Below are 26440 nucleotides of genomic sequence, written 5' to 3' on the forward strand. Positions count from 1 at the left end.
TAATCCATCGTTTAAAAAAAGATTTTCAGTTATTAATCAAACCGATTTTTCGAGCAGATAGGGCAGTTTGCCATTGCTGATAACGAACATGTTGTTTTTCTAAATTCGAGTCTGAACCAGCATTTAAAACATCATTGCCCGTATTATGGTGCTCTGTCAGACTCAGGCCATTGTCCTCTAACAGTTGTACAATCAGTCCATGTTTGGCGTGATTGGCGATCTGATCAAGTTTACGCAAGGTACCACGGTCAGGCAGCGCTTTAAAATGAATACCAAGCAATACCTGTACCGGATTTGCATCTAGGTAAGCCTTTAGCCGTGCCATATCTTCACGGTCATCAAGAATACCAAAATTCTCAATATCAGTCGTATCAGTAATGCTTGTATCGAAACCCGACTGCCACCATTGGTTTTGCTCCGCTGGATACTCTAATAACGCAACCAGTTTTTTGCCCGCACTGACTTGGGCTTTTGGGGCGATAGGCGCAGGGGCTTCCTTAAAATCATCAGCATCAACCACATGACGCTGCCAAAAGTTCAAAATCTTTTGATAATAGGGCAGCTTGATATCCAAACGCATCTTTTTACGACGGAACATCAAGGCACAAAATGCCCATGCAATTGCGCGTGGGACAATCCCATACATCAGTAAACTACCAACCAACAAGCCTGCCCATTGCCGTGCGACAGACAAAGGCATAGCATCGGTCACTAATCGGCTCTGTACGATAGCCGTACTGTCCGGAACATCGAATCCAACCATACTTGGTAACCCTCCAAGTACTTGCGTCAAGGTAATTAGCGCCTGATCGGACAGCAGCGTTGACTCCCAGCTAAAGCTGTATTGACGCACGATCAACAGAAAAATAATCGCAAGCAGCATACCAGTCAGTGTGGCAAGCCATAACTGATGACTAAATCTGCCCAAATACCAACGCATACCGCTGTGTTGCAGCTGCCGCTCATATAAATTCACCGCTGCCTGAGTTACATCATCTTTACCACGTATCAAATAACTGGGACTGACAAAGCTGGCAAACCAATTTGAAGACTGCTTGCCTTGATTGATAAGCGTCATGACTAGCCAGCCCAGAAGCATAAGACTATGAAAACCCAATAAGCATACCAAGACGTAAAAGAAGTTCACCACATTGGTCTGCAATAAGGTAAATAATCCCAAAAATCCTGAGAGACACCAAATCACGCTCATGACAACCATGATGCCTTTGATGCGACCATCAATCTTACCAAGCACGCCTGCCAGCGCGCCATTGCTGTCTATTCGTGACGCTCGTCGATGCAGTTTTTGCAGTGGCGCGCCTTCTTCATGTTGCAGCTTTTCAGTAATGAGTAGTGGGTCAGTAGCAAAGACGTGCTGCTGCGTCTCAAGAGTACGTACCAGCTCAGTCAATTGGTCTTGGGGCGATAGCATGGTCTGATGTCCATATAATCAATGGTGAAATGAGATATTAAAATGTGTTGAAAATTATAATCATAAAAGCGTATTTGTTGATGCAATCATTACTTTATTTCTGAAGGGTATAGATGTCAATTTTAACGATATTTATGTTGCTAACAAAAAACCTGACCATATGGTCAATAATAACTGGCAGTTATTATAAATAAGCGGTATGCTAAAAACACATTAGAATCCTGATTTAAATGTTTTATCCAATACTCATCCCTATTCTAATGTCAAATTCAGATTATACACAGCGCTATCTGCCACTATAAACAAAAGTGGCGTTATAGCTGACCAATAATAAAGATTGATGAATAAAAGGGTGATACGCCTTTTTAGCAATGATAGGTAGAGTATTTGGTTTTATAACAATCTTGAGTCCCATTCTAGGAGTTGTCGAAGAACAAGCCTAGAACATATCAACAACAGAACACGAAGGACGGCTATTTAATATGGATATTAAATCTACTTCTCAATCGGCAGTTGCCCGCCCAGAAGATGAAAACTTGGGTATTGGCGCCAATATTGCTTATGGCTTTCAACACGTACTGACCATGTACGGTGGTATTATTGCGGTTCCATTAATTGTGGGACAGGCAGCTGGATTATTACCCGCTGAAATAGGCTTGTTAATTGCCGCCTCATTATTTATCGGTGGTCTTGCGACTTTATTACAAACGATTGGTGTGCCATTCTTTGGCTGTCAGCTGCCACTCGTACAAGGTGTATCATTTGCGAGTGTGGCAACCGTGGTTGCGATTGTGACAACGGGGGGCGGGCTACCTTCTGTGTTTGGTGCTGTCATTGCCGCCTCTGCTTTGGGTTTTTTGATCACGCCTATTTTCTCCCAAATTATCAAATTCTTCCCGCCATTAGTGACTGGCACCGTCATTACTACTATTGGTTTGACCTTGATGCCAGTCGCTGCCCGCTGGGCAATGGGCGGCAACAGCAACTTACCTACCTTTGGCAGTATGACCAATATTGGTCTTGCTGGCTTCACGCTAGCGATGGTGTTATTACTAAGCAAGCTTGGTAATGCGGCGATCAGTCGCCTATCGATTCTATTAGCGATGGTCATTGGTACTTTTGCTGCTTGGGCATTAGGCTTGGTTGATTTCTCTGGTATTACGACAGGCTCTATTTTTGCTTTCCCATCACCGTTCCATTTTGGTATGCCGACCTTTGAGATTGCGGCAATTATCTCTATGTTTATCGTGGTATTGGTTATTTTGGTTGAAACGTCAGCAGATATTTTGGCGGTTGGTGATATCATTGAGACAGATATCGATTCAAAACGTTTGGGTAATGGACTACGAGCTGATATGGCAGCCAGTATGATTGCCCCTATATTTGGCTCATTTACTCAAAGTGCTTTTGCACAAAACGTAGGTCTAGTTGCCGTAACGGGTGTTAAAAGCCGTTTTGTAGTCGCTTATGCCGGTATTATTTTGGTTATTTTGGGCTTGATGCCGATTATGGGTCGTGTTATCGCTACCGTTCCTACCGCCGTACTTGGCGGCGCCGGTATCGTATTGTTTGGTACGGTTGCAGCCAGTGGTATTCGTACGCTTGCGCAAGTCAGCTACACCAATAATATGAATCTAATCATCGTTGCGACCTCCATCGGTTTTGGTATGCTACCGATTGCCGCGCCAGCATTTTATGATCAATTTCCAGACTGGTTTGCCACGATTTTCCATTCAGGTATCAGCTCTGCTGCCATCATGGCCATTGCCCTAAACTTGTTGTTTAACCACTTAAAAGTAGGTAATTCAGACCAACAGTCCGTATTTGTTGCTGGTACAGAAGACCGCTCGGTACGTCCTGTAGTGATGATTGATCTATATGAAGGTGATTATTTTACTGAAGGCAAATTGTTTGATTGCGACGGTAAAGAGATACCTATATCAAAAGAACCAGCGCATCACTAGAAGCTAAAATCAGAGGCTAGAAAAATCTGGACAATTAAAGCAAACGTATAAAAAGCTGCCTGTTATGGCAGCTTTTTTTTGTATAACCTGTTTTATCAAAATAATAAGGCTGCAAAAATTTATCACATGATCAGCGTTCAAGATAAGTGACACACTCCCCCTATGGTAAATAGGTTTACATTGAATCAATATAGTAGAAGTAGTTTTAATATTGCGTTATAACCCCTATAAATACTCACAAGGATGAACGCCTTATGAATACTAAAAATTATTTTATCATTGGTGGTACAGGCGGTATCGGTAAAGCCATGGTTGAACAATTGGTCCACACTGCCGCCAATGAACACGCCAGCACCCTTACGAATAATGATATGCACACCAATACTGACATCCGTGTCTTTGCCACATACCATAAAAGCGTGCCTGATTTTGAAGCAGAAAATCTGTATTGGATAGCGATGGATATCTGTGACGAGCAAAGTATCAAACAAGCAGCTGATGCGATTAAGCAGCAAACCACACATATAGATTGGGTGATTAATTGTGCTGGACTACTGCATACCAAGACGCGTCAGCCAGAAAAATCACTACAACAGATTGAAAGTGAGTTTTTTTTACAGAATATGCAGGTTAATGCTTTGGCAAGCTTGCTCATTGCCAAGCACATCAAGCCGCTATTGGCGAAAGCTGAACGAAGTGCAGACAAACCGGCAATTTTTGCGACGATATCGGCAAGGGTAGGTAGTATCAGTGACAATCAACTTGGCGGTTGGTACAGCTACCGTATGAGTAAGGCGGCACTCAATATGGGTATGAAAAATCTGAGTATCGAGTGGAGTCGCTCGCTTAAAAACGTCTGCGTGGTAGTGATGCAGCCCGGCACCGTCAACACCCAGCTATCAGCTCCGTTTCAGGGCAACGTAGCTGACGGACAGTTATTTTCGCCAGCCTATAGTGCTGAATGCTTGCTTGAGGTACTCAGTAAGATGGGTGCTGCCCAATCAGGGATTTTTGTGGATTGGGCAGGGGAATCTATACCGTGGTAGGTTTTAGAATGAGCCTTATTTCATTAGAAATTGACGAATTAAAGCGATCAATAGGCGACAAATAAATCCATAAATTCGTTTACTGGCGTCTGCTCTAACCGTTGTTGGTCGCTACACAATGCAAAAATCTCTGTACAGCGACTGTCGATAAACCGTGTCGCAAGACTGGCACGGAACTTAGCTTCCAGTATTGGTAAGCCTTCAGTACGGCGGCGTTTATGACCGATAGGGTATTCAATCGCTACCTTATCGGTACTACTGCCATCTTTAAAGAATACCTGTATCGCATTGGCAATCGAGCGCTTGCTTGGATCATGATAGTCTTTTGAATAACCGGCATCTTCTTCAACGACCATCTTATGACGCAGACCATCAATCAAAATATGATGCTCGGCATGATAATCATCTTCATAGTTTTCAGCCATCAAATCACCAGTGAGTAAAGCCACGGCAACCATATATTGCAAACAATGATCGCGATCAGCAGGATTGGCCAGCGTCCCTTCCTTTGAGATGATCCGAATAGCAGACTCATGAGTCGTTAAGATGATTTTTTCAATGTCTTCCATGCGGTCATCAATACGTGGATGCAAGATAACGGCCGCCTCACAAGCCGTTTGCGCATGGAACTCGGCAGGGAAGCTTATCTTAAATAAGACATTCTTCATCACATAGCTGCCAAACTCGCGCTGGAAGGTAAAGCACCGCTCGTTTTCAGGCTTAAGCGCCAAATCCTTATTAGTATGACTAAAGAGCACATCATAAAAGCCCCATTGCGGCGCTGTCAATGCAGATGGAATGCCCATCTCGCCGCGGCGCGTGATATCGACCAAACGTACGGCTCGACTGGTCGCATCCCCTGCAGCCCATGATTTTCGACTACCAGCATTGGGTGCATGACGATAGGTACGTAGCGCTTGACCATCGACGATAGCTTGAGAGATGGCAGCCATGATACGCTCATGTGGCAGTTTATAAAGTTTGGCAACAACAGCGGTCGACGCCAACTTCACTAAAAATACATGATCGAGACCCACACGATTAAAGGAGTTGTCTAATGCCAACACCCCTTGAATCTCATGCGCCATAATCATGGCTTCTAGCACTTCTTTCATAATAAGAGGTGCATGCCCCTGACTGACGTTTTGCTGGCTGATATAATCTGCTACTGCCAAAATCGCCCCTAAATTGTCAGAGGGGTGACCCCATTCGGCAGCGAGCCATGTATCATTATAATCAAGCCAGCGCACGATACAGCCAATGTCAAAGGCAGCTTTAATAGGGTCTAGGCGATAGGAGGTGCCGGGGACACGCGCGCCATTAGGAGTAATTTGATCGGCGCAATCAGGCCCTAAATGCTTGGTACATTCAGGGAAACGTAATGCCAGTAGTCCGCAACCAAGCGTATCCATCAGGCAGTAGCGAGCGGTATTCCAAGCATCAGCGCTATTGGGTGAGTCGTTATCTATAGAGTAATTGAGTACATAATCGGCGATTTTTTCAATCTCGCTATCATACTCCGGTCGTACATTGCTTTCCACAGTAGACATAATCGTTACCTCTTCCTTGAGTCAGATATATAAGTGACTTATCAATCCTATTACGAATCAATAAACCTGCTATCAAAAATAGCATACTCACAATCGAACCACAGTGAAGTAGTGTAAGACCTGCCTTGAGTGGAAAAATCTTTAGACCATCAAATACAGCAAACCAATAATAAACAACACTGCTAATATCAATAGCAAAAAGCTAAGAATACTGCTTGTCGTACCTGAGCTTTCTCTTTTTACTTTGACCTTTTTAATAATAGGTATCACCATGATGACATGCTCAATACCGTCTTCAAGATAATGCTCGCCTTCAGGGATAAACCCAAGAGATTGGTAAAAGTTTAATAGATAAGTTTGGGCTGAGATGATGATAGGTTTTTTACCGTATTTTTTACGGCAATATTTGATAGCCTCTAGCATCATTTGACGGGCGACACCATCACCGCGATGTGCTGCTAATACAAGCACTCTACCAATCGATGGGATAGGACCTGATGGGGTTACGGCAGATTTTTTGGTATTAAAAACAGGCGGAATAATGCGGCAATAGCCAATCAGCTGCTCGTTTTGATGCGCGACCAGATGTAAGCAATCAAAATCAACCTCATCCATATCTTGATAGGGACAGTTTTGCTCTACCACAAACACTTGCGAGCGCGCTTTTAAAATATGATACAGATCAACAGAGGTTAATTCATCAAAGGTTTTTATCGAAATTTCACAAGTCATAATCACACAGCTTCTAACGATTTAAAGGATAATCAAAAATAGGATGCAGCAAAGAGTGAGCATTATAACGATTTCATACCGCATTAACTATTCAAGGTTTGACTAATTTTATCTAAGTTCAGACTATCTGACATGGCGCTGAATATTTCAAAATACTTGCCGCCTTTATGGTAAAGCTCTTCATGAGTGCCAGTCTCGACCACGCGCCCGTCTTCTATCACTACTAAGTCATCGGCATCAATGATTTGGGCAATATTGTGCGACACCATAATCACAGTACGGTCTTTCTTAATAAGATCTAAGCTTTTTTTGACCTGTTGACTGGCAATAGCGTCTAGGCTAGCCGTTGGTTCATCCAAAAACACAATAGGCGGATCCTTTAAGAACATCCTTGCTAGCGCAATACGTTGCTGCTGGCCACCTGATAGGGATTTTGCGGTACTCTCATAGCCTTTGGATAACGACATGATTTGCTCATGAATAGAGGCTTTTTTTGCTGCAATGATAATATCTTCATCAGTCGCATTCATATCGCCATAGCGGATATTTTCGCCAATCGTACCCGAAAATATATGATTGCTTTGTAGCACTAGACCGATATTTTGACGCAACTCATGAGTATCACAGTCGGCTAAATTATGCCCATCTAAATATATCTTGCCGCTATCTGGCGCGTAAAATTTTACCAATAAGCTAATAATGGTGCTCTTGCCAGCACCGCTTAAGCCCACCAGTGCAGTAATACGATTGGGTCTGATGGTAAAGCTGACATCCTTTAGCGCTTGGGTGCCATTGGGATAAGTGAAATCAACGTTTTTCAGTTCAATGAGACCTTTTAAATCTTTACTGCTCCTGCCAGTGATGTTCTCAACTTGGCTTTCATCTTCTAAAATCTCAAAAAATCCTTCGGCATAGGTTAAGGCATTGTTGATTTGGTCATAAATACGATGTAATTGACGGATAGGAGCGGCGACGTTTTGAAACAGCATGACGTGGAATAAAATCATGCCAATGGTCATTTGACCTTTTAATACAAAGTAGGCGGTCAGTAAAATAATCACCACCACGCCTATTTGCTCAATAAAGGTTTTTACCGCGTCATAAATAAAACCAATGCTACGAATACGCAGCTGATTATCGGTCATGTCTTTTTGAATCTGTAAATGCTTCTCCGCCTCGATAGACTCGCGGACAAACGATTTTACGACACTGATAGAATTAATCAGCGATATAACCATCCCGCTTTTGGCTTCTCTAAAGCCGCGCATTTGACGACGAAAACCTTGCAACCGCCTCGCTTGTTTTTGGCTGATAAAAAAGTAAATCGGGATGATAATCAGACCAACCAAGCCTATCCAAAAGTTGGTCGAAAACATGATAATGAGTGAGACGATCGCACTGGCAAACAGCGGTAGCATATCGATAAAGAAGTTTTGCACTAAACTGGTTAAGCTACTAACGCCATAATCAATACGAGTTTGCAATTTTCCGCTGTCGTTTTCACTACTGGTATAAAATGCCATGCGGTAAGTTAAGATACGCTCAATGATTTTTTGTGATAAATCACGAGAGAGATTGATACGAATTTTTTCACCGAAGAAGCGCTGTCCAAAAGAGATGAATATCGACAATATCTCTTTGGTTAAGAGTACCGCACTAATGATGGTTAGCATGCGCACGCCAGCCTCCCATGGATCGGCAAGGGTAGCGATTTCGGTCAAAGTATCAACGGCATAGCGCAACACAAAGGCATTAACTTGCGCGGTAAAGGAGCCAAGCACCGTTAGTATCAGTGTGGCAATAATGAGTAAACGGTAAGGTTTTGCAAATACAGCAAGCTTTTTGAGGATATCCCACAGCAATGCGCGCCGCTCAACTTTTTTGAGCGGCGGCTTTTTATCTAACTGCACATGGCGTGACTGGGGACGGGTTGGCATAAAAACCTATTTAAAATTTAAAAGGCATCCGCTGGCACAAAAACTTCACCAACCATGATACGCCTTGCTGAGCGACTCATCGATACCTTTTTGGCTTGCCAGCGTCCATCAACCAGTTCAGTTTTGCCACCGACAAGCAATGTACCTGATGGATGACCAAAACGCACTTCATTAAGCGGCTTTTCAGATTGACCTTCACCAGCTGCCGCTTGATTGACGAGCGTGCCTTGTGTGGTTGCCGCGGCAGCAATAGCAACTGCTGCTGTACCCATCATGGCATGATGCAATTGCCCCATACTCATGGCACGTACGACTAAATCAATATCGCTTGCATCGACCGATTTACCACTAGAGGCCGTATAACTTTGTGCTGCGCCCACCCAAGCGATTTTAGGAATGTGTTGGCTGGTCTGTGCCTCAGAGACGTCTTTAAAGAGTCCCATTGCAACGCCACCTTTGGCACGGATATTCTCAAGCTTGGCAAGTAGCTCACCATCGCTATTGATGTCGCCTTGTAACTCAGTACCGGTAAAGCCCAAATCTTCCGCTTTCATAAAAATAGTTGGAATACCGGCACTGATAAAGGTCGCTTTGACACTATCAGTATTTAGACCACAGCCAGAGACATCAAAGTCATCGATTAGATTGTTTGTCGGGAACATGTCACTAGATGAATCAACCGGATCGATGAACTCAATTTTGACTTCAGCGGCTGGGAAGGTTACACCGTCTAATTCAAAGTAACCGGTTTCTTGCACTTGTACCTTGCCTTGCTCATCTTGATACACAGGCACGTGGGCGATAATGGTTTTACCGATATTCTCTTGCCAAATGCGTACTTCACATATACCGCTATCTGCGTTGTCTTCGAGGCTGTTAGTAATCTTGTCAGCATCGACCAAACCCATATTAATGGCACAGGCACCAACCGCTGCAGTTAAGTTGCCACAGTTACCCGCCCAATCAATCATAGGCTTTGCGATATTGACTTGTCCGAACAGATAATTCACATCATGATCTGATTTATCAGAAACCGATAAAATAACTGTTTTTGACGTGCTAGAGCTGCCATTACCTAATCCATCGATTTGCTTACCGTAAGGATCTGGGCTACCGATGACACGTAGTAAAAACTTATCACGTGATTCACCAGCAACTTGGCAACGCTCAGGTAAATCAGACAGTTTAAAAAACGTACCTTTAGATGTGCCGCCGCGCATGTAGGTAGCCGGAACTGAGATTTGTGGGGCGAAAGATGGAGTTGGTTGGGTCATTGCTAGAAGTCCTTTTAATAATGTTATTATAGTGATATTGATAATATTGGGATAATTTAATTGTGGTTGAAACTAATAAGAAAACAGTCTATCTAGACCAAAATGTTTTAACGGAATTAAGAGTCAATAAACTCTATAAGAGTGATTCAAAGTTGATCCAACTACTAATATTACTCACTTCTAAAAAATATACTATAGTTTACTCACGTGTAACTTTATTAGAAATCTATAATATAGACAGTAAGATCCATATAGATGAGCACTTAGAAACCCTAAAACTACTGAATGCAATTTATTGGGATAGACTATTTACACCCAATGAATATAATGTAAATTTTATATATAAAAATTTCCTCAAAGTACATGAAGGTAAGTTTTCTAAAAAGCTTCATGCTAGTGCTGAGAAATTTATCAAAAGAATAAATGGAATCAATATTGGCATAACCACAAAAGATAGTTTTAATAGTATGCTTGGTGAAGCTATCAACATACCGTTCTCTTACTTAAATGATAAAATACCCATTTTGACAAAAGTAAATAAATATTTTTCAGAAAAAGCAGTCGGCTTTACAATAAATTATTTTTCTAATATAAGTAATGAGCTACTAGATTTTGACCCAGTTCATTTTAGAGAATGTATCAAAATGGATACTGAAATTAAGTCAATAGAACCTGAAGAAGCTATGTTTTTTATTATTAAAGCCTTATGTGATTATGATCCTCATTTCATGAATATATTTCAATTTGATGCAGATAATATAGAAACAAAGATTGAATTCTTTTTCAACCTCCTGAATTGGATCGGTTACTATTCTGATAAATTCCAAAACGATACTAATAAAAAAGGTTTCCACGCTGCATCTATGCGTGACTCAGCTCATGCTGGAACTGCTTGGCACTTTGACTATTTACTTTCAGATGATTACAAATTTAGGCAAAAAACTAAAGCATGCTACGCTTTTGTTGGCTCTACAACGAAGGTTCTTTCTATTGACGAATTCTTATTATTGCATTAGTTCGCGATACGACTGGCAGCCCGATACTGCTCAATGGATGTAGCCAGATGATTTGCATTGGCAGACGACTTTAATAAGTAAAGAGTCTCCATCAAGCCGTTATAATGAGCAAGCGACATGATAACTGCAGCACCATAATTTTGACGAACTACAACGATCGGGTCATCATGATAATTTACAGTATTTAAAACTGCTTCAAGGTCTTCGTTCGCTTCAGAAAATCTGATACTTTTCATAGAACTTCTCTTTTAAATAACTTCTATCAAGTATCATATAAATATCCATTACTATCAACGAAAAAACCGATGCCGTATAATTTATACAACATCGGCTCTTTTTTTATTTAACACTCAAACGCTTAAACAATATCTAGCGTGCCATCGATAAACTCTTTGGCAAAGCGCTGTAGCATCCCGCCTGCGTTATACATTTTAACCTCATCAGCGGTATCTAAACGGCAAATGATAGGGGTTTCAGTCGTGCTACCATCAGCACGGTTAATCACCAGCGTCATCATGCCGCCAGCAGAAACTTCGCCTGTGACATCAAAGACTTCTGTACCGTCTATATTTAGTGTGTTACGAGTCGTACCTTTTTCAAACTGCAAAGGTAGTGCGCCCATACCGACCAAGTTTTGACGATGAATACGTTCGAAATCTTCAGCGACCACCACCTCAACTCCTGCTAAACGCACACCTTTAGCAGCCCAATCGCGGCTTGATCCTTGACCATAGCCGTCACCTGCGATAATGATCAGCGGCTGTTCACGGTTCATATAGGTTTCGATTGCTTCCCACATACGCATAACTTGACCTTGTGGCTCAACCCTAGCAAGCGAACCTTGTATTACTTCACCTTGCTCATCGCGTACCATTTCATTCAACAGCTTAGGGTTAGCAAATGTCGCACGCTGAGCTGTTAGATGGTCACCGCGATGGGTGGCATAAGAGTTATAGTCCTCGCTTGGCAGACCCATGGTATCAAGGTACTCGCCAGCTGCTGAGTCACCCAAAATCGCATTAGACGGTGATAAATGGTCAGTGGTAATATTGTCACCTAATACCGCTAATGGACGCATACCTTTTAGCTTATTCATCGCTGCCATTTTGCCTTCCCAATAGGGTGGACGACGAATATAAGTGGTCTGATCACGCCAGTTATATAGTGGACTGAGCGCTTTACCCGTATCTTTTTTGGCTTCATCAAACATCGGGATATACACGGCATTGAACTGCTCAGGCTTCACGGCTTTGGCAACGATGGCATCGACTTCGTCATCATCAAACCATATGTCTTTTAGATAAACGTCATTGCCATGTTGGTCTTTACCCAATGAGTCTTTTTCAATATCAAAACGGATATTACCGGCGATAGCATAAGCGATGACCAGTGGCGGTGACGCTAAGAACGCTTGCTTGGCATACGGGTGGATACGACCATCAAAGTTACGGTTACCCGATAATACCGCAGTGGTGAACAGATCGTTATCGATGATTTCTTTTTCGATATCAGGATCAAGCGCGCCACTCATACCATTACAAGTGGTACAAGCAAAGCCAACCACGTCAAAGCCGATTTCTTGTAGCTCAGGCATCAGACCCGCTTCTTCTAGGTACATTTTGACGGTTTTTGAACCTGGTGCTAAAGACGATTTTACCCAAGGCTTACGCAATAAGCCTTTTGCATTGGCATTACGAGCGACAAGGCCAGCGGCAACCATATTTCGAGGGTTAGAAGTATTGGTACAGCTGGTAATTGCGGCGATAATCACCGCGCCATCTGGCATTAAGCCATCTTTTGGTTCAGGTAATTTATCACCTTCGCCATGAGCAATTCCTTTCGCAACCAAGTCTGTGGTTGATACACGGGCATGTGGGCGCGAAGGACCTGCCATATTGCGGACGACTGCGGATAAATCAAACTCAAGCACACGTGCGTACTCAGCTTTTTCCATGCCATCAGCCCACAGACCCGTTTGTTTGGCGTACTGCTCAACCAGTTTAATTTGCGCTTCGCTACGACCGGTTAGGCGTAAATAATCGATGGTTTGCTCATCGATATAGAACATCGCCGCGGTTGCGCCATATTCTGGGGTCATGTTTGAGATAGATGCACGGTCACCAACGCTCAATTGGCGCGCACCTTCACCGAAGAATTCAATATAAGTAGACACCACGCCTGCATCACGCAAGAACTCGGTCATAGCCAATACCAAATCGGTACCAGTAATGCCTCTTTGCAATTTACCAGTTAGCTTGACGCCAACGTAATCAGGGAGGCGCATATAAGACGGGTTGCCTAGCATGACGCTTTCCGCTTCAAGCCCACCAACACCGATTGAGATAACGCCTAAAGCATCAACCATCGGCGTGTGGCTATCGGTACCGACCAAGGTATCGGCAAACGCCACTTGTTCACCGGCTTTATTTTGCACCACTTGTACAACCGGTGACATTTTTTCTAGGTTGATTTGGTGCATGATGCCGTTACCAGGCGGTACGACGTTGACGTTATCAAAGGCATACTGACACCAGTTGATAAAGTGAAAACGGTCATCGTTACGGCGCTCTTCGATAGCACGGTTTTTCTCAAAAGCGTTTTCTTCAAAACCTGCATGCTCAACGGCCAATGAATGGTCAACAATCAATTGCGTTGGGACGATAGGATTCACTTTTGATGGGTCACCGCCTTGCTCAGCGATGGCGTCACGGAGACCCGCCAAATCAACAAATGCGGTCTGACCTAAGATATCATGACAAACGACGCGAGCCGGGTACCACGGAAAATCTAAGTCTTGTTTGCCCTCGATATGCTGCTTGAGCGCTGCGGTTAAATCTTCTGGTGGGCAGCGGCGTACCAAGTTTTCACACAATACTTTTGAGCAGAACGGTAGCTTGTCATACGCGCCAGCTTCGATATTTTCGATTGCTTCGCGGGTATCAAAGTAATACAAATCTGTGCCAGGTAATGGCTTTTTAAAGGGTTCATTCATCGGTTGTACAAGGGCGTTGTCCATAAGTCACCTTTAGCTGTTGGCTGGTTTAAATTCAAAAAATAGTCATTCTTTTAGCAAAATCATCAGTGAAATGAGACGTTAGAAAAGGGCTTTGCTAAAAAAATATGCTTAAAAAGACAGTGAGGTTATTAAGAAAAGGTTTAACTGCTAAATTGTTGTATATGTCTAGCAGTTAAGCCGGCTATCTCGCATAAGTATTTATGCGAGATAGTAAATACATATGGATTAACGCGCGCTCATCTCTGGTACTGGGCGCAGCTCTTCGCCAGTATATTCCGCACTTGGGCGAATGATACGGTTGTTCGCACGTTGCTCAAACACGTGTGCTGCCCAGCCTGTTAAACGTGAGCAAACAAAGATTGGCGTGAACAGCTTGGTTGGAATACCCATAAAGTGATAGGCAGACGCATGGAAGAAATCGGCGTTACAGAAGAGTTTTTTCTCGCGCCACATGACTTCTTCACAGCGTACTGATACTGGGTATAGCACTTCATCACCAACATCTGCTGCCAGTTTTTCAGCCCAACCTTTAATCACGACATTACGTGGATCTGATTCGCTATAGATAGCATGACCAAAGCCCATAATCTTATCTTTACGCGCCAGCATTGCCATCATCTCAGACTCTGCTTGATCAGGAGAAGTAAAGCCTTCAATCATATCCATCGCAGCTTCGTTGGCGCCGCCATGCAAATGACCGCGTAATGAGCCAATCGCGCCAGCGATACAAGAATGAATGTCAGATAAAGTAGATGCACAAACGCGAGCGGTAAAGGTCGAAGCATTAAACTCATGCTCAGCATAAAGAATCAGTGAGACGTTCATTACCTTAGTATGTAGCTCGTTTGGTTTTTCACCTTTTAGCAGATGTAAGAAATGACCGCCAATGGTATCGTCATCAGTTTCAGTTTCGATACGCACGTTGTCGTGGCTGAAGCGATACCAGTAATTGATGATTGATGGGAAAACCGCCAGCATACGGTCGGTTTTATCGTTCTCTTGTGAGAAGTCAGTTTCCATCTCAAGGTTACCAAGCATCGAGCAACCGGTACGTAATACGTCCATCGGATGGGCGTCTGCAGGAATACGCTCAAGCACATCTTTTAATGCTTGTGGTAAGCCACGTAAACCTTTCAATTTAGTTTGATAAGCATCAAGCTCACTTTGGGTAGGTAAGTTGCCGTATAGCAACATATAAGCGACTTCTTCAAAGATGCACTTGTCTGCCAATTCTGAGACATCATAACCACGATAAGTCAGACCTGAGCCTGATTTACCAACGGTAGATAGAGCCGTCTTACCTGCTACTTGACCACGAAGACCTGCGCCCGAAAGTTCTTTTTGTGCTGCCATAATAAATTCCTTTTGTTGGTAGCTTGTGTTGGATGAAAGATAAAGGTACTGCAAATATTAGATAATGCGCTGGCATGTTCATTGATAGAAAAACCAACGCTTTTAACCGCTAAAACTACTTATTATCTGCAAATAACTTGTCTAGCGTTTGTTCAAACTCATGATAGTTTAAGAAGTCATACAGCTCCATACGGGTTTGCATGGTGTCGACAACTTTTTCTTGTGTGCCATCATTAAGCAGATGCTGATAAACATTTAATGCCGCTTTGTTCATCGCACGGAAGGCTGACAACGGATAAAGCACCATATCGACACCCACCGCGTATAACTGCTCGGTGGTATATAGATCGGTCTGACCAAATTCGGTCATATTAGCTAGGACTGGAATATCAAGCACGTCGGTAAACTTACGGTACATCTCGATATCAGTGAGTGCTTCTGCAAAAATCATATCAGCACCAGCTTCTTGAAAAGCAACCGCGCGCTCAACCGCTGCATCAAGACCTTCGACAGATAGGGCGTCGGTACGTGCCATCACCACAAAATCTTTGTCCGTCTTGGCATCAAGTGCCGCTTTTAGGCGATCAACCATTTCTGAGATACTAACGATTTCTTTATTTGGACGATGACCACAACGCTTTTGCGCCACTTGGTCTTCGATATGAACCGCCGCCACACCGGCTTTTTCCATTTTACGAATGGTTTGAGCAATATTAAACGCACCACCAAAACCGGTGTCGATATCAACCAATAATGGCGTATCAACCGCATCGGTAATACGGCGCGCATCTTCTAAGACGTTATCAAGGCTAGTCATACCCAAATCTGGCAAGCCAAATGAGGCATTGGCCACGCCAGCACCAGAGAGATATAAGGCTTGATGACCAACTTGAGTTGCCATCATTGCAGTGTAGGCGTTAATCGCGCCAGCAATCTGTAGCGGTTGATTATTATCATTTTTTTGTTTCATTGCACTGCGAAAGCGAGCGCCAGCTGATAGGGTCATGTCGTGGTCCTTACGTGGAGGGAAGATCTTGTCGTTATCATTCGCGATTCAATCGTTGTGCTTGATTATAACCAATTATTCAGGACTGCAAAGCGGGATTTTCATTAAACTGTTAATATAAATTAAATTAAAAAATTAAATATATTAATACTATTTATTTTATGGATAATGCTATCCATTAATTAGAGGTTTATATCTATTAGTATTCATAACGTATCAAACGCTGCATTTCTCCTAATTAAATATTTACATCTGGTTACAATTATATCTATAAGCGTTTTATCGTTGTCTACAAAAAAGCCCTCTTAGTCTGGCTAAAAGGGCTTTTACTCTATTAAGTCTATCGTAGCCTAAATTGACGTACGGTTATATTTAACCAATAATACCTGCAAGGCTAGCTAGGAATAACAAGGTAAAGCCACCTAAGAATACAAGCCCTGCAATCGAATAGGCGTTCATACCGGCTGATAGCTTTTTATGGTTTTTCACGAGCGAATAGTTTAACCAACCAAAGATAGGCGCAGATATAAAGGCGGATATCATCGCAAACTTCAGCATAGCGCCTAATTGACCTGCAAAGAAGCTGATAATCAAAAGACCGCCACCAATAGCATAAGTGGTCCAAAAGGCGATTTGCTTTTTATTAATCTCGTCTTCACCTTTTAGTAAGCGCCAGCATTCGGCATTGGCACGTCCATAGCCATCCGCACAGGTAATAGTGGTGCCAAACATACACATAAAGGCGACAAAGGCGACCAGTAGTCTTGACCATTCACCGATAGTGGCGGTATACATATTGATAAGCTGATCAATATAAGCGACACCTGCGGTTTGAATCTCTTGACCTGAGCCGTATTGCACGAAAACGCCCAACGCTAAAAAGAACAAGGCTAAAATAGCGGAAACTAAGAAACCGACATTAAAATCCAGTAACCCCTGACGGTGAGTGGTATTGTCCGCTTTTCTCTTGGCTGATGTCCACATCGAGGTGATGGCAGCGAACTCAAGTGGTGCTGGCATCCAACCCATAAGAGCCACAATAAACCCTAAAGTCGCCAAGTTCCAAGGAGAGGCAGGGACAAAATCCGCCACCATAACCGTCGGCTTACCAGCAGCAATCATCACCGCTAACACGGTTGCAGATACGAGCGCAATCATAATCCACTTAGTCACGCCGTCAAGCAATTTATAATGACCAGCAATCAGAAAAAACCAACATACCGCAACGATAATGACAGCTAAGGCAATACTTGATAGTCCTACAGATGCGGGCAGCATAAAGCCCAATATCACTGCCGCAAGCAATGTCACAGCCCCCGTACTAATCACCGCCGATAAAATAGATAGGATAAAATAAATCCAGAGATAGGCTTTTGAGCGTTTGGCATAGCCTGCGATTAAGCTCTCGCCAGTGTCATAGACATAATCGGTGGCAAAGCGGAAGAACGGATACTTAAAGACGTTGGCTAATATAATCATGATCGCCAGCTGCCAGCCATATAACGCGCCAGCCTGTGTCGATGAAATCAGATGCGAGCCGCCAATAGCAGCAGTCGCCATCAGAATACCGGGACCAAAGATTCGCCAGCTAAAGCCTTCTTGCTGCGCGGAGAGAGTATCGCCTGTGGCGCTTGGGTTATTGAGTGGTTGTGTGGTCATGCTTACCTCGAAATGGTTAAAACGGCAAATCATCACTTACCTGTGTCAGTTTGCCAATGATCATGAGCGCATCGCTTAAGATTATTTATTAGTACTGTTTCTTAAAACGATTTGTCTTGTATCGACTTTAGCACACCAATCTGGTTTAGTAGAATGATTATTCATATAATTATTACTTATTTTTTGCATAGCCATTCCTGATAGTTAGCATAATTAAATATAAATATCAAGATTTATCAATGGCTATTTTTTCGGGCTTCTTTATACCACAATTATGACTCAATATCTGATAATTTAGCGCTGAGATTCAAATTTTTGCCGGCGGTAAGTAATGCCGCGCTGCTCATAGACATGATAAGTCGCACGCAATAAGTCAGGAATATGAGGATGCACAAAATCCTTAAGTGTATGCAGATAAATAGGTGAGGTGACGTTTTCGTGAATGAGACGCTGATAGCTGATCTGCTCCGTCCGCACTGTCTTTAAACTGGCAGGGACTAAGGTGATGCCTTCGCCCGCCGCTACTAACCCGAGTGCCACTTGCAAGTCACTGACGGTGGTGGTCATAAATGGAGAGATACCGTACTGTGCAAATAAATATAGTAAAGGCTCTGTTATCTGCTCAACAGTAGAGGCTTGATTATGGCTCGTATTATTTTTCTTATTCTGCCCCAAGGTTTTAGGAATCCCTGTGCCTGATACCGTTTCTGGTGTTGTAGATACAGGTAAGTGGGTTTGATGATAGAGAATCAGGCGGTTATTGGCCAAATCGATCAAGCGTTGCTCGCGCACATTGGCAAGCGGATGGGCTTTGGGGAGGGCAACGACATAGCGCTCGTGGCGTAACAGTATTTGCTGTATCCATGGGTCTTGATGGGCAAAGCGTCCAAAACCAATATCGATATCACCAGATTTGAGCGCATCCATTTGCTGATAAGAGCTGATGTCCTTTAGGTTGACGTCAATCTCAGGATTGGACTGCTTCAGTCTGGCAATAATCTCAGGTAGCAACCCATACAGTATAGAGGGTACGAAACCGATATTTAATGCGCTGCTAGGGGCAGATAAGCGCTGGGTCATACCAACAACCGTATCGACTTCTGTCAGTATGGTACTGATTTTATCGTAAAAGAACGTGCCAGCTTCTGTTAAATGTAGCGGTCTGTGATAACGATCAACCAACATCACGCCCATGTCTGTCTCAAGTTGCTTGAGTAAACGGCTTAAACTGGGCTGTGACAGTCCGATTTTGGTAGCGGCTGCACTAAAGCTCCTAAGCTCGGCAACGGCAATAAACGCATTGAGCTGCTTTAAATCCATGTTTTATGCTCATTTATCTGTAATATCATGTCGATTGATGAAACGGATACTACTGTATTTTATATCAATAACAGCAAAACTATAAAATTATGCTTGAAGCATACAAGTTGACACTCTATATTGTTTATTAACGATAGCGTTACACTTTAGCAAACTAAAAAACTTTTCCCTTCATTCTAGCAGTCATCTACGGTTTCGTGGCATAAACTGGTTTGGTATCACTTCATGAGCGACAAAAAAGACAAGCAAAGCGCCGATTTAGAGGCAAACTTAGCAAAAATCGCTAATACGAAGCCACGACTGCGTAATCGTAAACATAATATCTATGAGCGTTATATCACTCGTGTTGAAAGCGTAGAGACTATTGAAAATACAGAAAATGATCCCGAGCCAACTGTCACCACTGATGCTTATGATGAGACTGATGTTGGTCTTAGTGCAAGTCTATTGGACAGTTCTGTTCAGCCGCACATATTACAACCGCTCAAAAACGCTGACAAGCTGTCATCCTATGAGCCACTAAGTGCAGCAGAACTAGAGTTATTTGGCAGCCAAGAGCAAGATAGTGTGGAAAATACAGCAGGGTTACAGATATCTGATAACGCGAGCACATCGGTAAGCTTGGACTTCTCTGATGAAGATGAGAAGGTTATACACCCTTTAATGACAACTGAGGCGACTGATAACGCAGCTTCTACAGTTAAAAACGAAGATACTGAGGTAAATGATAGCGCTTATATTGATGAACCTATCAGCACTGCATCTTTGATAACCTTACCCATCAAAAAATCGAAAAAAAAGAAAGCAGTAAAATCAATACAAAAGCAGAAGAGTAGTAAAAAGCCACTTATTATAGGTATGGTACTTGGCTCACTCATGATTTCTGGTGCTGTATTCACGTTAATTTCGACTGGTTTCTTGTCCACCGGTACTACGTCTACAGCGTTAAATGAAGCTGGCACGCCTATTAATGAAAACGCGACTCAGACAAGCCCGGTCACCAAACAAACAGCTACTGACACTGAAATGAACACCACTGAGAAAAATGTTGTGGTAGAGGCTAATACGCCACCTGCTGTCATTGAAGTGCCCAGCGACTCTGACCCTGCCAAAGCATCAAACCCCAAGCCTGAAACGAACGCAATGAATAATGAGGCAGCTGCTAGTACGTCAACATCAAAGCCTGCCATCACATACGAAGATTTTAGAGAAGAGTCACAAAACACGCTATATCGTGAAACCAATGATTAGCGTCATAAAAACTCTTGTCTCAAATAACTTTCTTGCTTTTCTTTAGGCTCTTTTTTAACCAATGGTCAAATATGAACGGACCAAATGGTAAGAACGAGCCAAGCACGCCGGCAGGGATCGCCCATATAGGCATTTTTATTTTGACGGCTGTGCCCATGAGTACAACAATATAGGCGATGAATAAGCCACCGTGAGCCATACCGATATACTTTACCCCTTCTGGAATGTCCATCATGTACTTTAGTGGCATAGCGATGCAGAGCAAAAGTAAAAACGAGGTGCCTTCTAGATAACCTATCGTCGTAAGCGTTTTTAATGCTGTATTTTGTTCTGTTGTAAGATTAGAGGCGGGTTCAAACATTGGCTGAGCCTGTGGCACTGTATTTTCCTTTTGTCATCGACATATAAGGTATGGTCGTTTAACGAGGTAAGCAATAATAGCAGCCGTAGGTTACTATTATTGTCTTTAGTAAAAAAACCAATAGAACGGTCAATATATGTGCAAATAAAACAGATTAAGTTAAAAAGCTTGCTAGCTAAACATCAAGGGCAGGGGGCTTACTTTCAAATTCAGCAAGCATCTTAGTAATGAGCTGATCTTTTTGTTGCCAAACTTGCTCAACCCAATCAAACATTTCTGCTTTTATCGCCTCATCAGTCTCATAGCCGCCATTTTGAACACTGGCAAATAAGTCATCAGGCATCTTAATATGTCTGACATCGACGCCCAAACGCTTGATATTGCCTTTCCATAAGTCGCCATATGTCGGCACACCATCAGGATAGACGATGGTCATATCTAAAATACCATCGATGTCTTCGCCAAGCGCACTAATCGCTAGCGACAAGCCGCCTGCTCTTGGTTTAAGCAAATGCGTATAGGGCGACTGCTGCTTATCCCGTTTTACGGTGGTAAAACGTGTGCCTTCTAGATAATTTAACAGTGTAAAAGGCTTGTCTTTCAGCAATGCACAAGCGCGTTTTGCTTCTTCGATATCTTTGCCTTTTAAGGCAGGATTTTTCGCAATCGCCTCTTTAGAGTGTCGACGCATCATTGGAAAATCGAGAAAATAGAAAGCTTGACCAATGACTGGAATATATATCAGCTCAAACTTGGTAAAAAATCGCGTCAAGGGCAAACGCTTTTCACTAATATATTGCACGATACTGGTATCAACCCATGATTGGTGATTGCTTACCAGTAAATACTTGCCCTTGGTATGGATATCATCAGGTAGGCTGATACGCCAGTCTTTATCCGGCAGAATATTATCGATCATCGCGTTATTGCTGTTAATCCAATAATTGGTCACATCAATGACCGCTTTATCAGCAATCGCTGCACCAGTAACAGCTTTGGCTGCACCCATAATCCATACAGGAGGACCTGCCAACATACTATTAAAAGTAATAACGCCTGTCGCTGTGGTCAGCGAAGCGATTTTGCCAAGTTTAGGATTGCGTTCATGTAGTTTTTGAACGAATGATTTGAATCGCATGTTAAATCCTCTTAACCTTACATATTATAAGTGGTTAGTAACGTAGTGGCATAATACTAGCAGAAATCGATAGGCGTGTTTACGTAATTGGTTTGGCTTTACATTTCACCGTTAGTCGTGGATATACCTAGTAGCTGATAACTAATAGCTAATAGACGTCAATCGTATTTGATTTATTTTTATATCAAACTAGGTTTATAATGTACCCTTAATATTTAGAGGGTTTACAGTCGATGATCGACACTAACACTCTTGAGCTCACGACAAGCCAAAAACAATAAAAAATCCAGTGCTAAATACTTAACACTGGATCAATAAGACCAATCAATCAAAGTACCAATCAATCAGAGTGCTAACTAGCCTTGTAGTTGATCAATCATACCTTGGTATTTGTCTTTTTTCTCAGCAATCTTACTACGCTCTTCTTCTGCATTGTCTACCGATCCTTCAGAGTCTGCCACTTTCTTATCAAAAGCTTCTAACTCGGCAGTTTTGACATCCAAAAGTCTGTTAAGCATAATAGCAACCGCTTTTTCAGAAACGTCAAGCGTCATATTAGAAGCTTCAGACGTAAAATCCTCTTTAAGCTTAGCAGCCCATTGATAGATATTAGCTATCGTCGCACTATGCTTGTCCTCATGCTTGTCTTCATTTTCAGAATCAGACTTATCCTCTTCGTCAGATTTCGCTTCTTTTTTGTCAGAAATAAAGTCATCTTTGAGCTTAGAAGCCCATTGATAGATGTTCGCTATCGTCGTACTGTGCTTATCTTCTTTGGCAGAATTGTCATCCTGATCGTCTTTATTGGACTCATCATCCTTGCCAGACTTAGTTTCTTCATCAACCTCATAGTCTTTGTCAGCATTGTAATCTTCAAAATCACCGTCTTCATAAACGACAGTATCACCTTTTACTACTTCTACGCCTGTTACCGCATCATTTGAAGGCGTTGTCGCTGCACTCTCAAGAGACTCTAAGGCATTTTTAATGTTATCGTTATTAGTAGACTTGTCAGACATGATTTATGATCCTTTTAATGGCATTAAGTGAAATATATTTACCGCCAATATTATGCCAGTACAATTTTTTATTCAGTATCTTAATGTAAATTACATGTTTCAATTTGCTAAAAAGACGGCTACGCCTTAAACAACTTCCATTTCTAATAGTGTTGTAGATGACGCTTCTAACTGATCATATTTTATCACCACATTATTACTTTCAAGACTGGTATCAAGCTCAACATGGTAAGTAGCAAGCGTGACACTTGTATCATCCAAGCATTGACCGGTGGCAAGGTTAAATCTCTGCTTATAAATAGGTGAGGCCACATACAGTACCGCTTCATCAATGCCAGCATCGTTGGTCACGGTAGTGCCTCCAATTAACCCTCTAGATAATACATTGGCTTGACTAAAGGGGTCATAGTTATCAAGCGCAAAAAGCTTAGCGTCCTTAGTGCGAAAAATTGCCACTTGTTTACCCTCTATCAGTGCGCAAACACCAGTCTCAGGGAGTATGTCTTCTAATCTGCAAACGGTATACTGGTTCATTGGGTGATCCTTATTCATATATGATCGGAAAGTGTTAGACATTGATTAAGCCAGCTCGGTCACTAAGATTTTAGCTTTTTCACTATCGGTCGCAGGGCGGATCTGCTCGCGCTCGGTGACAAAGACCACATTGTCATCCCCTTGCTCGCTATTGACGAAGTGACGGAAACGTTTGAGCTTTTCGCTATCGGTGATGGTGGCTTTCCACTCACACACATAGTTGTCGATTAGCAGTTGCATCTGCGCCTCTAGCTCGTCAGCGATGCCTAAACTGTCTTCAATAATGACCGCTTGTAAATATTCCAATCCGCCATCTAAGCTCTCGCGCCATTTTGAGGTACGCTGGAGTTTGTCTGCTGTTTTGATATAAAACATAATAATGCGATCGATGTATTTGATGACCGTGTCGCTATCAAGATCGGTGGCAAACAGCTCGCCATGACGCGGGGTCATACCGCCATTACCACAGACAAATAAATTCCAACCATTTTCGGTGGCGATAATGCCAAAGTCCTTGCTTTGTGCCTCCGCACACTCACGCGTACATCCGGACACGCCCATTTTTATCTTGTGCGGTGAACGCACCCCTTTATAACGATCTTCTAATCTTAGGGCTAAGCCGACACTGTCATCGACACCATAGCGACACCAGTTATTACCCACACACGATTTAACAGTACGCAACGACTTACCATAAGCATGACCGGTCTCAAAGCCAGCTTGCACCAACTGTGTCCAGATATCAGGGAGTTGGTCTAGACGTGCGCCAAATAGATCCACGCGTTGACCACCTGTGATTTTGGTATACAAATTAAACTCTTTGGCGACTTGTCCGAGGATGATCAGCTTATCAGCGGTGATTTCACCACCCGGCACACGAGGTACGACCGAATAGGTGCCGTCTTTTTGGATATTGCCTAGATAATAGTCATTGCTGTCTTGCAACGGTGTCAGTTCAGGCTTGAGCACATAATCATTCCAGCATGAGGCCAAGATGGAGGCGACCGTAGGTTTGCAAATCTCACAGCCATGACCGTTACCATGCTCATCCAACAGAGCATCAAATGTTCTAATACCATGAACACGAATCAAGCTATAGAGCTCTTGACGGGTATAGGCAAAGTGCTCACATAAGTCGTTATTGACCTCAAACCCAAGGGTCGTTAACTGATAGCTTAAAGTGTCTTTCACCATAGGCGCACAGCCACCACAGCCTGTACCTGCACTGGTACAGGATTTCACTTCTGCAATGGAGTACGCACCGTTCTCAACCGCCGCGCAAATAGCCCCTTTGGTGACGTTGTAGCATGAGCAAATCGTGGCACTATCTGGTAAATTTTCTATACCCATCGTTGGTTTTTCAACGTTGGGTAGTATGAGGCTTTCAGGGTGGGCAGGTAGGTCGATATTGTTGAGATATAGCTGTAATAGATTGTTATAGTCTTCGGTATCACCAACCAATACCGCGCCAAGCAAGCGCTTATTATCAGACGTTGTGACCAGTTTCTTATAGATACCTGTCGCAGGATTTTGATATAAATAGCTCAAACTGTCTGCGCTTTTGCCATGGGCGTCGCCAATACTACCCACATCCACGCCCATGAGTTTGAGCTTGGTGCTCATATCAGCGCCCGTAAAGGTTTGCGAATGATCTCCTGTGATTTGCGCCGCGCAAATACTCGCCATGCTGTAGCCTGGTGCTACTAAGCCAAATATTTGGTTATCCCACACCGCGCATTCGCCGATAGCGTAGACATGCGCGGCATTGGTGCGGCATTTTTCGTCAATTAAAATACCACCTCGTGCACCTATCTCAATACCGCACTCAGGATTGTTTTTGATAATGCCATCTTGCGGACGAATACCTGCACTAAAGACGATCATATCGGTGTCAAGCGAGGTATCATCGGTGAATTGCATGGTCAGCTGGCACGGATTCTCATTAAAGGTGCTCAGGTTTTTATGTATGGCGTCGCTATTATCAATAATGGCTTGAGTATTCTTACCGGTCAATACTTTGACCCCGAGGGCTTCAATTTTTCGTTTTAAAATATCGCCGCCAGCCGCATCAAGCTGTACGCCCATCAATTGCGGAGCAAACTCTACCACATAAGTCTCTAGTCCTAAGGTGACCAGTGCTTTTGCTGCTTCAAGCCCGAGTAACCCTCCACCTACAACCACGCCTTTCTTTACTTTTGGTTGCTCAGCGATGGCAAGAATGTCATCCAAATCAGCAATGGTGCGATATACATGACAGTGTGCATGCTCACGCCCTGGAATCGGCGGTACAAATGGATAGGAGCCTGTCGCCAGCACCAGCTCACCATATTCAATCCGCTCGCCAGCTTCAGTGATGATGTATTGATTGGTGGTGTCAATATCTACAATACACTGGTTCAGATGCAATTGAATCTGGGCAGATGCATAGGCGCTTAAATCAACCAAGTTGAGCTTACTAACATCTTTATGCTCAAAGTAGCTCGATAAATATACCCGATCGTAAGCGGGACGGTCTTCTTCAGCAAAAACATGAATCTCAAACTGCTCATGTAACCCTTTTTCTATGGCTCGCTCAATAAAATGATGTCCAACCATACCGTTACCAATCACCACCAACTTATCTTTACCTGCCTTACTCACTATAGTGCTACTCATGTAATTATCCTTAGTCATGGGTTTGTCTAAATAGTGCTTACAGTAATTACATCTTCAATAACTGTGCCAAGCACCGTTATATAGCGCCATATCTTTAAGCGAGAGTCTTATCACTACAGACGAAAAACCTGACGATGACAGTGTATTTCCTAGGCGGCGTGGTATGTGTGAGGATAT

General features: G+C 43.0%; 20 protein-coding genes. 4 read left to right on the plus strand and 16 right to left on the minus strand.

Going from position 1 to position 26440, the window contains the following annotated elements; all coding sequences use genetic code 11:
- Positions 1–25 precede the first annotated feature (25 nt).
- The gene (locus PSYCG_RS06550; RefSeq protein WP_020443500.1) at positions 26–1432 is read right to left on the minus strand and encodes a DUF2868 domain-containing protein; all 1407 of its coding nucleotides are present in this window, start codon (positions 1430–1432) and stop codon (positions 26–28) included.
- A 482-nt stretch (positions 1433–1914) separates the two neighbouring features.
- Between PSYCG_RS06550 and PSYCG_RS06555 the strand changes: the two genes are divergently transcribed.
- A complete protein-coding gene (locus tag PSYCG_RS06555; RefSeq protein ID WP_011513633.1) occupies positions 1915–3396 on the plus strand; it encodes a nucleobase:cation symporter-2 family protein in 1482 nt (493 codons plus the stop codon).
- A 254-nt stretch (positions 3397–3650) separates the two neighbouring features.
- Positions 3651–4442 (plus strand): SDR family oxidoreductase, encoded by a 792-nt coding sequence (locus PSYCG_RS06560; RefSeq protein WP_020443501.1) that lies wholly within the window; start codon positions 3651–3653, stop codon positions 4440–4442.
- A gap of 47 nt (positions 4443–4489) precedes the next feature.
- Here the strand turns inward: PSYCG_RS06560 and PSYCG_RS06565 are convergent, their stop codons facing one another.
- From PSYCG_RS06565 to prpF, 4 genes are all read right to left on the minus strand, one after another.
- Positions 4490–5992, minus strand: a complete 1503-nt coding sequence (locus PSYCG_RS06565; protein WP_020443502.1) for a bifunctional 2-methylcitrate dehydratase/aconitate hydratase — start codon at positions 5990–5992, stop codon at positions 4490–4492.
- A 141-nt stretch (positions 5993–6133) separates the two neighbouring features.
- On the minus strand, positions 6134–6724 hold the full coding sequence (locus PSYCG_RS06570; protein WP_020443503.1) for a GNAT family N-acetyltransferase: 591 nt from the start codon (positions 6722–6724) through the stop codon (positions 6134–6136).
- Positions 6725–6807: 83 nt separating this feature from the next.
- Positions 6808–8661, minus strand: coding sequence for an ABC transporter ATP-binding protein (locus PSYCG_RS06575; protein WP_020443504.1), 1854 nt, complete (start codon positions 8659–8661; stop codon positions 6808–6810).
- Positions 8662–8678: 17 nt separating this feature from the next.
- Positions 8679–9935 carry a 2-methylaconitate cis-trans isomerase PrpF gene (gene prpF, locus PSYCG_RS06580; protein ID WP_020443505.1) on the minus strand — a complete coding sequence of 419 codons (1257 nt, stop codon included), beginning with the start codon at positions 9933–9935 and terminating at the stop codon, positions 8679–8681.
- 62 nt (positions 9936–9997) lie between these two features.
- Between prpF and PSYCG_RS06585 the strand changes: the two genes are divergently transcribed.
- Positions 9998–10951, plus strand: coding sequence for a hypothetical protein (locus PSYCG_RS06585; protein WP_020443506.1), 954 nt, complete (start codon positions 9998–10000; stop codon positions 10949–10951).
- On the opposite strand, the gene PSYCG_RS06590 is transcribed toward PSYCG_RS06585, so the two are convergent.
- The 6 genes from PSYCG_RS06590 to PSYCG_RS06615 all read right to left on the minus strand — a co-directional run bounded on the left by PSYCG_RS06590 (position 10948) and on the right by PSYCG_RS06615 (position 19305).
- Positions 10948–11187, minus strand: a complete 240-nt coding sequence (locus PSYCG_RS06590; protein WP_020443507.1) for a type II toxin-antitoxin system Phd/YefM family antitoxin — start codon at positions 11185–11187, stop codon at positions 10948–10950. The genes PSYCG_RS06585 and PSYCG_RS06590 overlap by 4 nt on opposite strands.
- 122 nt (positions 11188–11309) lie before the next feature.
- Positions 11310–13943 (minus strand): Fe/S-dependent 2-methylisocitrate dehydratase AcnD, encoded by a 2634-nt coding sequence (gene acnD / locus PSYCG_RS06595; RefSeq protein ID WP_041772547.1) that lies wholly within the window; start codon positions 13941–13943, stop codon positions 11310–11312.
- A gap of 249 nt (positions 13944–14192) precedes the next feature.
- The gene (prpC, locus tag PSYCG_RS06600; RefSeq protein ID WP_020443509.1) at positions 14193–15320 is read right to left on the minus strand and encodes a 2-methylcitrate synthase; all 1128 of its coding nucleotides are present in this window, start codon (positions 15318–15320) and stop codon (positions 14193–14195) included.
- Positions 15321–15435: 115 nt separating this feature from the next.
- Positions 15436–16326, minus strand: a complete 891-nt coding sequence (prpB, locus tag PSYCG_RS06605; RefSeq protein WP_020443510.1) for a methylisocitrate lyase — start codon at positions 16324–16326, stop codon at positions 15436–15438.
- A 372-nt stretch (positions 16327–16698) separates the two neighbouring features.
- The gene (locus PSYCG_RS06610; RefSeq protein ID WP_011513645.1) at positions 16699–17985 is read right to left on the minus strand and encodes an NRAMP family divalent metal transporter; all 1287 of its coding nucleotides are present in this window, start codon (positions 17983–17985) and stop codon (positions 16699–16701) included.
- 294 nt (positions 17986–18279) lie between these two features.
- Positions 18280–19305 (minus strand): LysR family transcriptional regulator, encoded by a 1026-nt coding sequence (locus PSYCG_RS06615; RefSeq protein WP_020443511.1) that lies wholly within the window; start codon positions 19303–19305, stop codon positions 18280–18282.
- Positions 19306–19530: 225 nt separating this feature from the next.
- Between PSYCG_RS06615 and PSYCG_RS06620 the strand changes: the two genes are divergently transcribed.
- On the plus strand, positions 19531–20556 hold the full coding sequence (locus tag PSYCG_RS06620; protein ID WP_020443512.1) for a hypothetical protein: 1026 nt from the start codon (positions 19531–19533) through the stop codon (positions 20554–20556).
- Between the two features lie 19 nt (positions 20557–20575).
- Here PSYCG_RS06620 and PSYCG_RS06625 read toward each other — a convergent pair whose 3' ends face one another.
- The 5 genes from PSYCG_RS06625 to nirB all read right to left on the minus strand — a co-directional run bounded on the left by PSYCG_RS06625 (position 20576) and on the right by nirB (position 26263).
- Positions 20576–20917 (minus strand): DUF3817 domain-containing protein, encoded by a 342-nt coding sequence (locus PSYCG_RS06625; RefSeq protein WP_144061762.1) that lies wholly within the window; start codon positions 20915–20917, stop codon positions 20576–20578.
- A gap of 175 nt (positions 20918–21092) precedes the next feature.
- Entirely contained in the window at positions 21093–22055 is a 963-nt protein-coding gene (locus tag PSYCG_RS06630; RefSeq protein WP_020443514.1) for an acyltransferase, read from the minus strand.
- A gap of 356 nt (positions 22056–22411) precedes the next feature.
- The gene (locus tag PSYCG_RS06635) at positions 22412–23074 is read right to left on the minus strand and encodes a hypothetical protein (RefSeq protein ID WP_020443515.1); all 663 of its coding nucleotides are present in this window, start codon (positions 23072–23074) and stop codon (positions 22412–22414) included.
- A gap of 126 nt (positions 23075–23200) precedes the next feature.
- Positions 23201–23608 carry a nitrite reductase small subunit NirD gene (nirD, locus tag PSYCG_RS06640; RefSeq protein WP_020443516.1) on the minus strand — a complete coding sequence of 136 codons (408 nt, stop codon included), beginning with the start codon at positions 23606–23608 and terminating at the stop codon, positions 23201–23203.
- 45 nt (positions 23609–23653) lie between these two features.
- Positions 23654–26263 carry a nitrite reductase large subunit NirB gene (gene nirB, locus PSYCG_RS06645; protein WP_020443517.1) on the minus strand — a complete coding sequence of 870 codons (2610 nt, stop codon included), beginning with the start codon at positions 26261–26263 and terminating at the stop codon, positions 23654–23656.
- Positions 26264–26440: the final 177 nt, after the last annotated feature.

Source organism: Psychrobacter sp. G, assembly GCF_000418305.1.
Lineage (GTDB): Bacteria > Pseudomonadota > Gammaproteobacteria > Pseudomonadales > Moraxellaceae > Psychrobacter > Psychrobacter cryohalolentis.

What these genes read in the sequence shown, in the direction of transcription:
- PSYCG_RS06550 (WP_020443500.1), bottom strand. Translation starts at nt 1,432, where the DNA reads ATGCTATCGCCCCAAGACCAATTGACTGAGCTGGTACGTACTCTTGAG.
- PSYCG_RS06555 (WP_011513633.1), top strand. Translation starts at nt 1,915, where the DNA reads ATGGATATTAAATCTACTTCTCAATCGGCAGTTGCCCGCCCAGAAGAT.
- PSYCG_RS06560 (WP_020443501.1), top strand. Translation starts at nt 3,651, where the DNA reads ATGAATACTAAAAATTATTTTATCATTGGTGGTACAGGCGGTATCGGT.
- PSYCG_RS06565 (WP_020443502.1), bottom strand. Translation starts at nt 5,992, where the DNA reads ATGTCTACTGTGGAAAGCAATGTACGACCGGAGTATGATAGCGAGATT.
- PSYCG_RS06570 (WP_020443503.1), bottom strand. Translation starts at nt 6,724, where the DNA reads ATGACTTGTGAAATTTCGATAAAAACCTTTGATGAATTAACCTCTGTT.
- PSYCG_RS06575 (WP_020443504.1), bottom strand. Translation starts at nt 8,661, where the DNA reads ATGCCAACCCGTCCCCAGTCACGCCATGTGCAGTTAGATAAAAAGCCG.
- prpF (WP_020443505.1), bottom strand. Translation starts at nt 9,935, where the DNA reads ATGACCCAACCAACTCCATCTTTCGCCCCACAAATCTCAGTTCCGGCT.
- PSYCG_RS06590 (WP_020443507.1), bottom strand. Translation starts at nt 11,187, where the DNA reads ATGAAAAGTATCAGATTTTCTGAAGCGAACGAAGACCTTGAAGCAGTT.
- acnD (WP_041772547.1), bottom strand. Translation starts at nt 13,943, where the DNA reads ATGAATGAACCCTTTAAAAAGCCATTACCTGGCACAGATTTGTATTAC.
- prpC (WP_020443509.1), bottom strand. Translation starts at nt 15,320, where the DNA reads ATGGCAGCACAAAAAGAACTTTCGGGCGCAGGTCTTCGTGGTCAAGTA.
- prpB (WP_020443510.1), bottom strand. Translation starts at nt 16,326, where the DNA reads ATGACCCTATCAGCTGGCGCTCGCTTTCGCAGTGCAATGAAACAAAAA.
- PSYCG_RS06610 (WP_011513645.1), bottom strand. Translation starts at nt 17,985, where the DNA reads ATGACCACACAACCACTCAATAACCCAAGCGCCACAGGCGATACTCTC.
- PSYCG_RS06615 (WP_020443511.1), bottom strand. Translation starts at nt 19,305, where the DNA reads ATGGATTTAAAGCAGCTCAATGCGTTTATTGCCGTTGCCGAGCTTAGG.
- PSYCG_RS06620 (WP_020443512.1), top strand. Translation starts at nt 19,531, where the DNA reads ATGAGCGACAAAAAAGACAAGCAAAGCGCCGATTTAGAGGCAAACTTA.
- PSYCG_RS06625 (WP_144061762.1), bottom strand. Translation starts at nt 20,917, where the DNA reads ATGTTTGAACCCGCCTCTAATCTTACAACAGAACAAAATACAGCATTA.
- PSYCG_RS06630 (WP_020443514.1), bottom strand. Translation starts at nt 22,055, where the DNA reads ATGCGATTCAAATCATTCGTTCAAAAACTACATGAACGCAATCCTAAA.
- PSYCG_RS06635 (WP_020443515.1), bottom strand. Translation starts at nt 23,074, where the DNA reads ATGTCTGACAAGTCTACTAATAACGATAACATTAAAAATGCCTTAGAG.
- nirD (WP_020443516.1), bottom strand. Translation starts at nt 23,608, where the DNA reads ATGAACCAGTATACCGTTTGCAGATTAGAAGACATACTCCCTGAGACT.
- nirB (WP_020443517.1), bottom strand. Translation starts at nt 26,263, where the DNA reads ATGAGTAGCACTATAGTGAGTAAGGCAGGTAAAGATAAGTTGGTGGTG.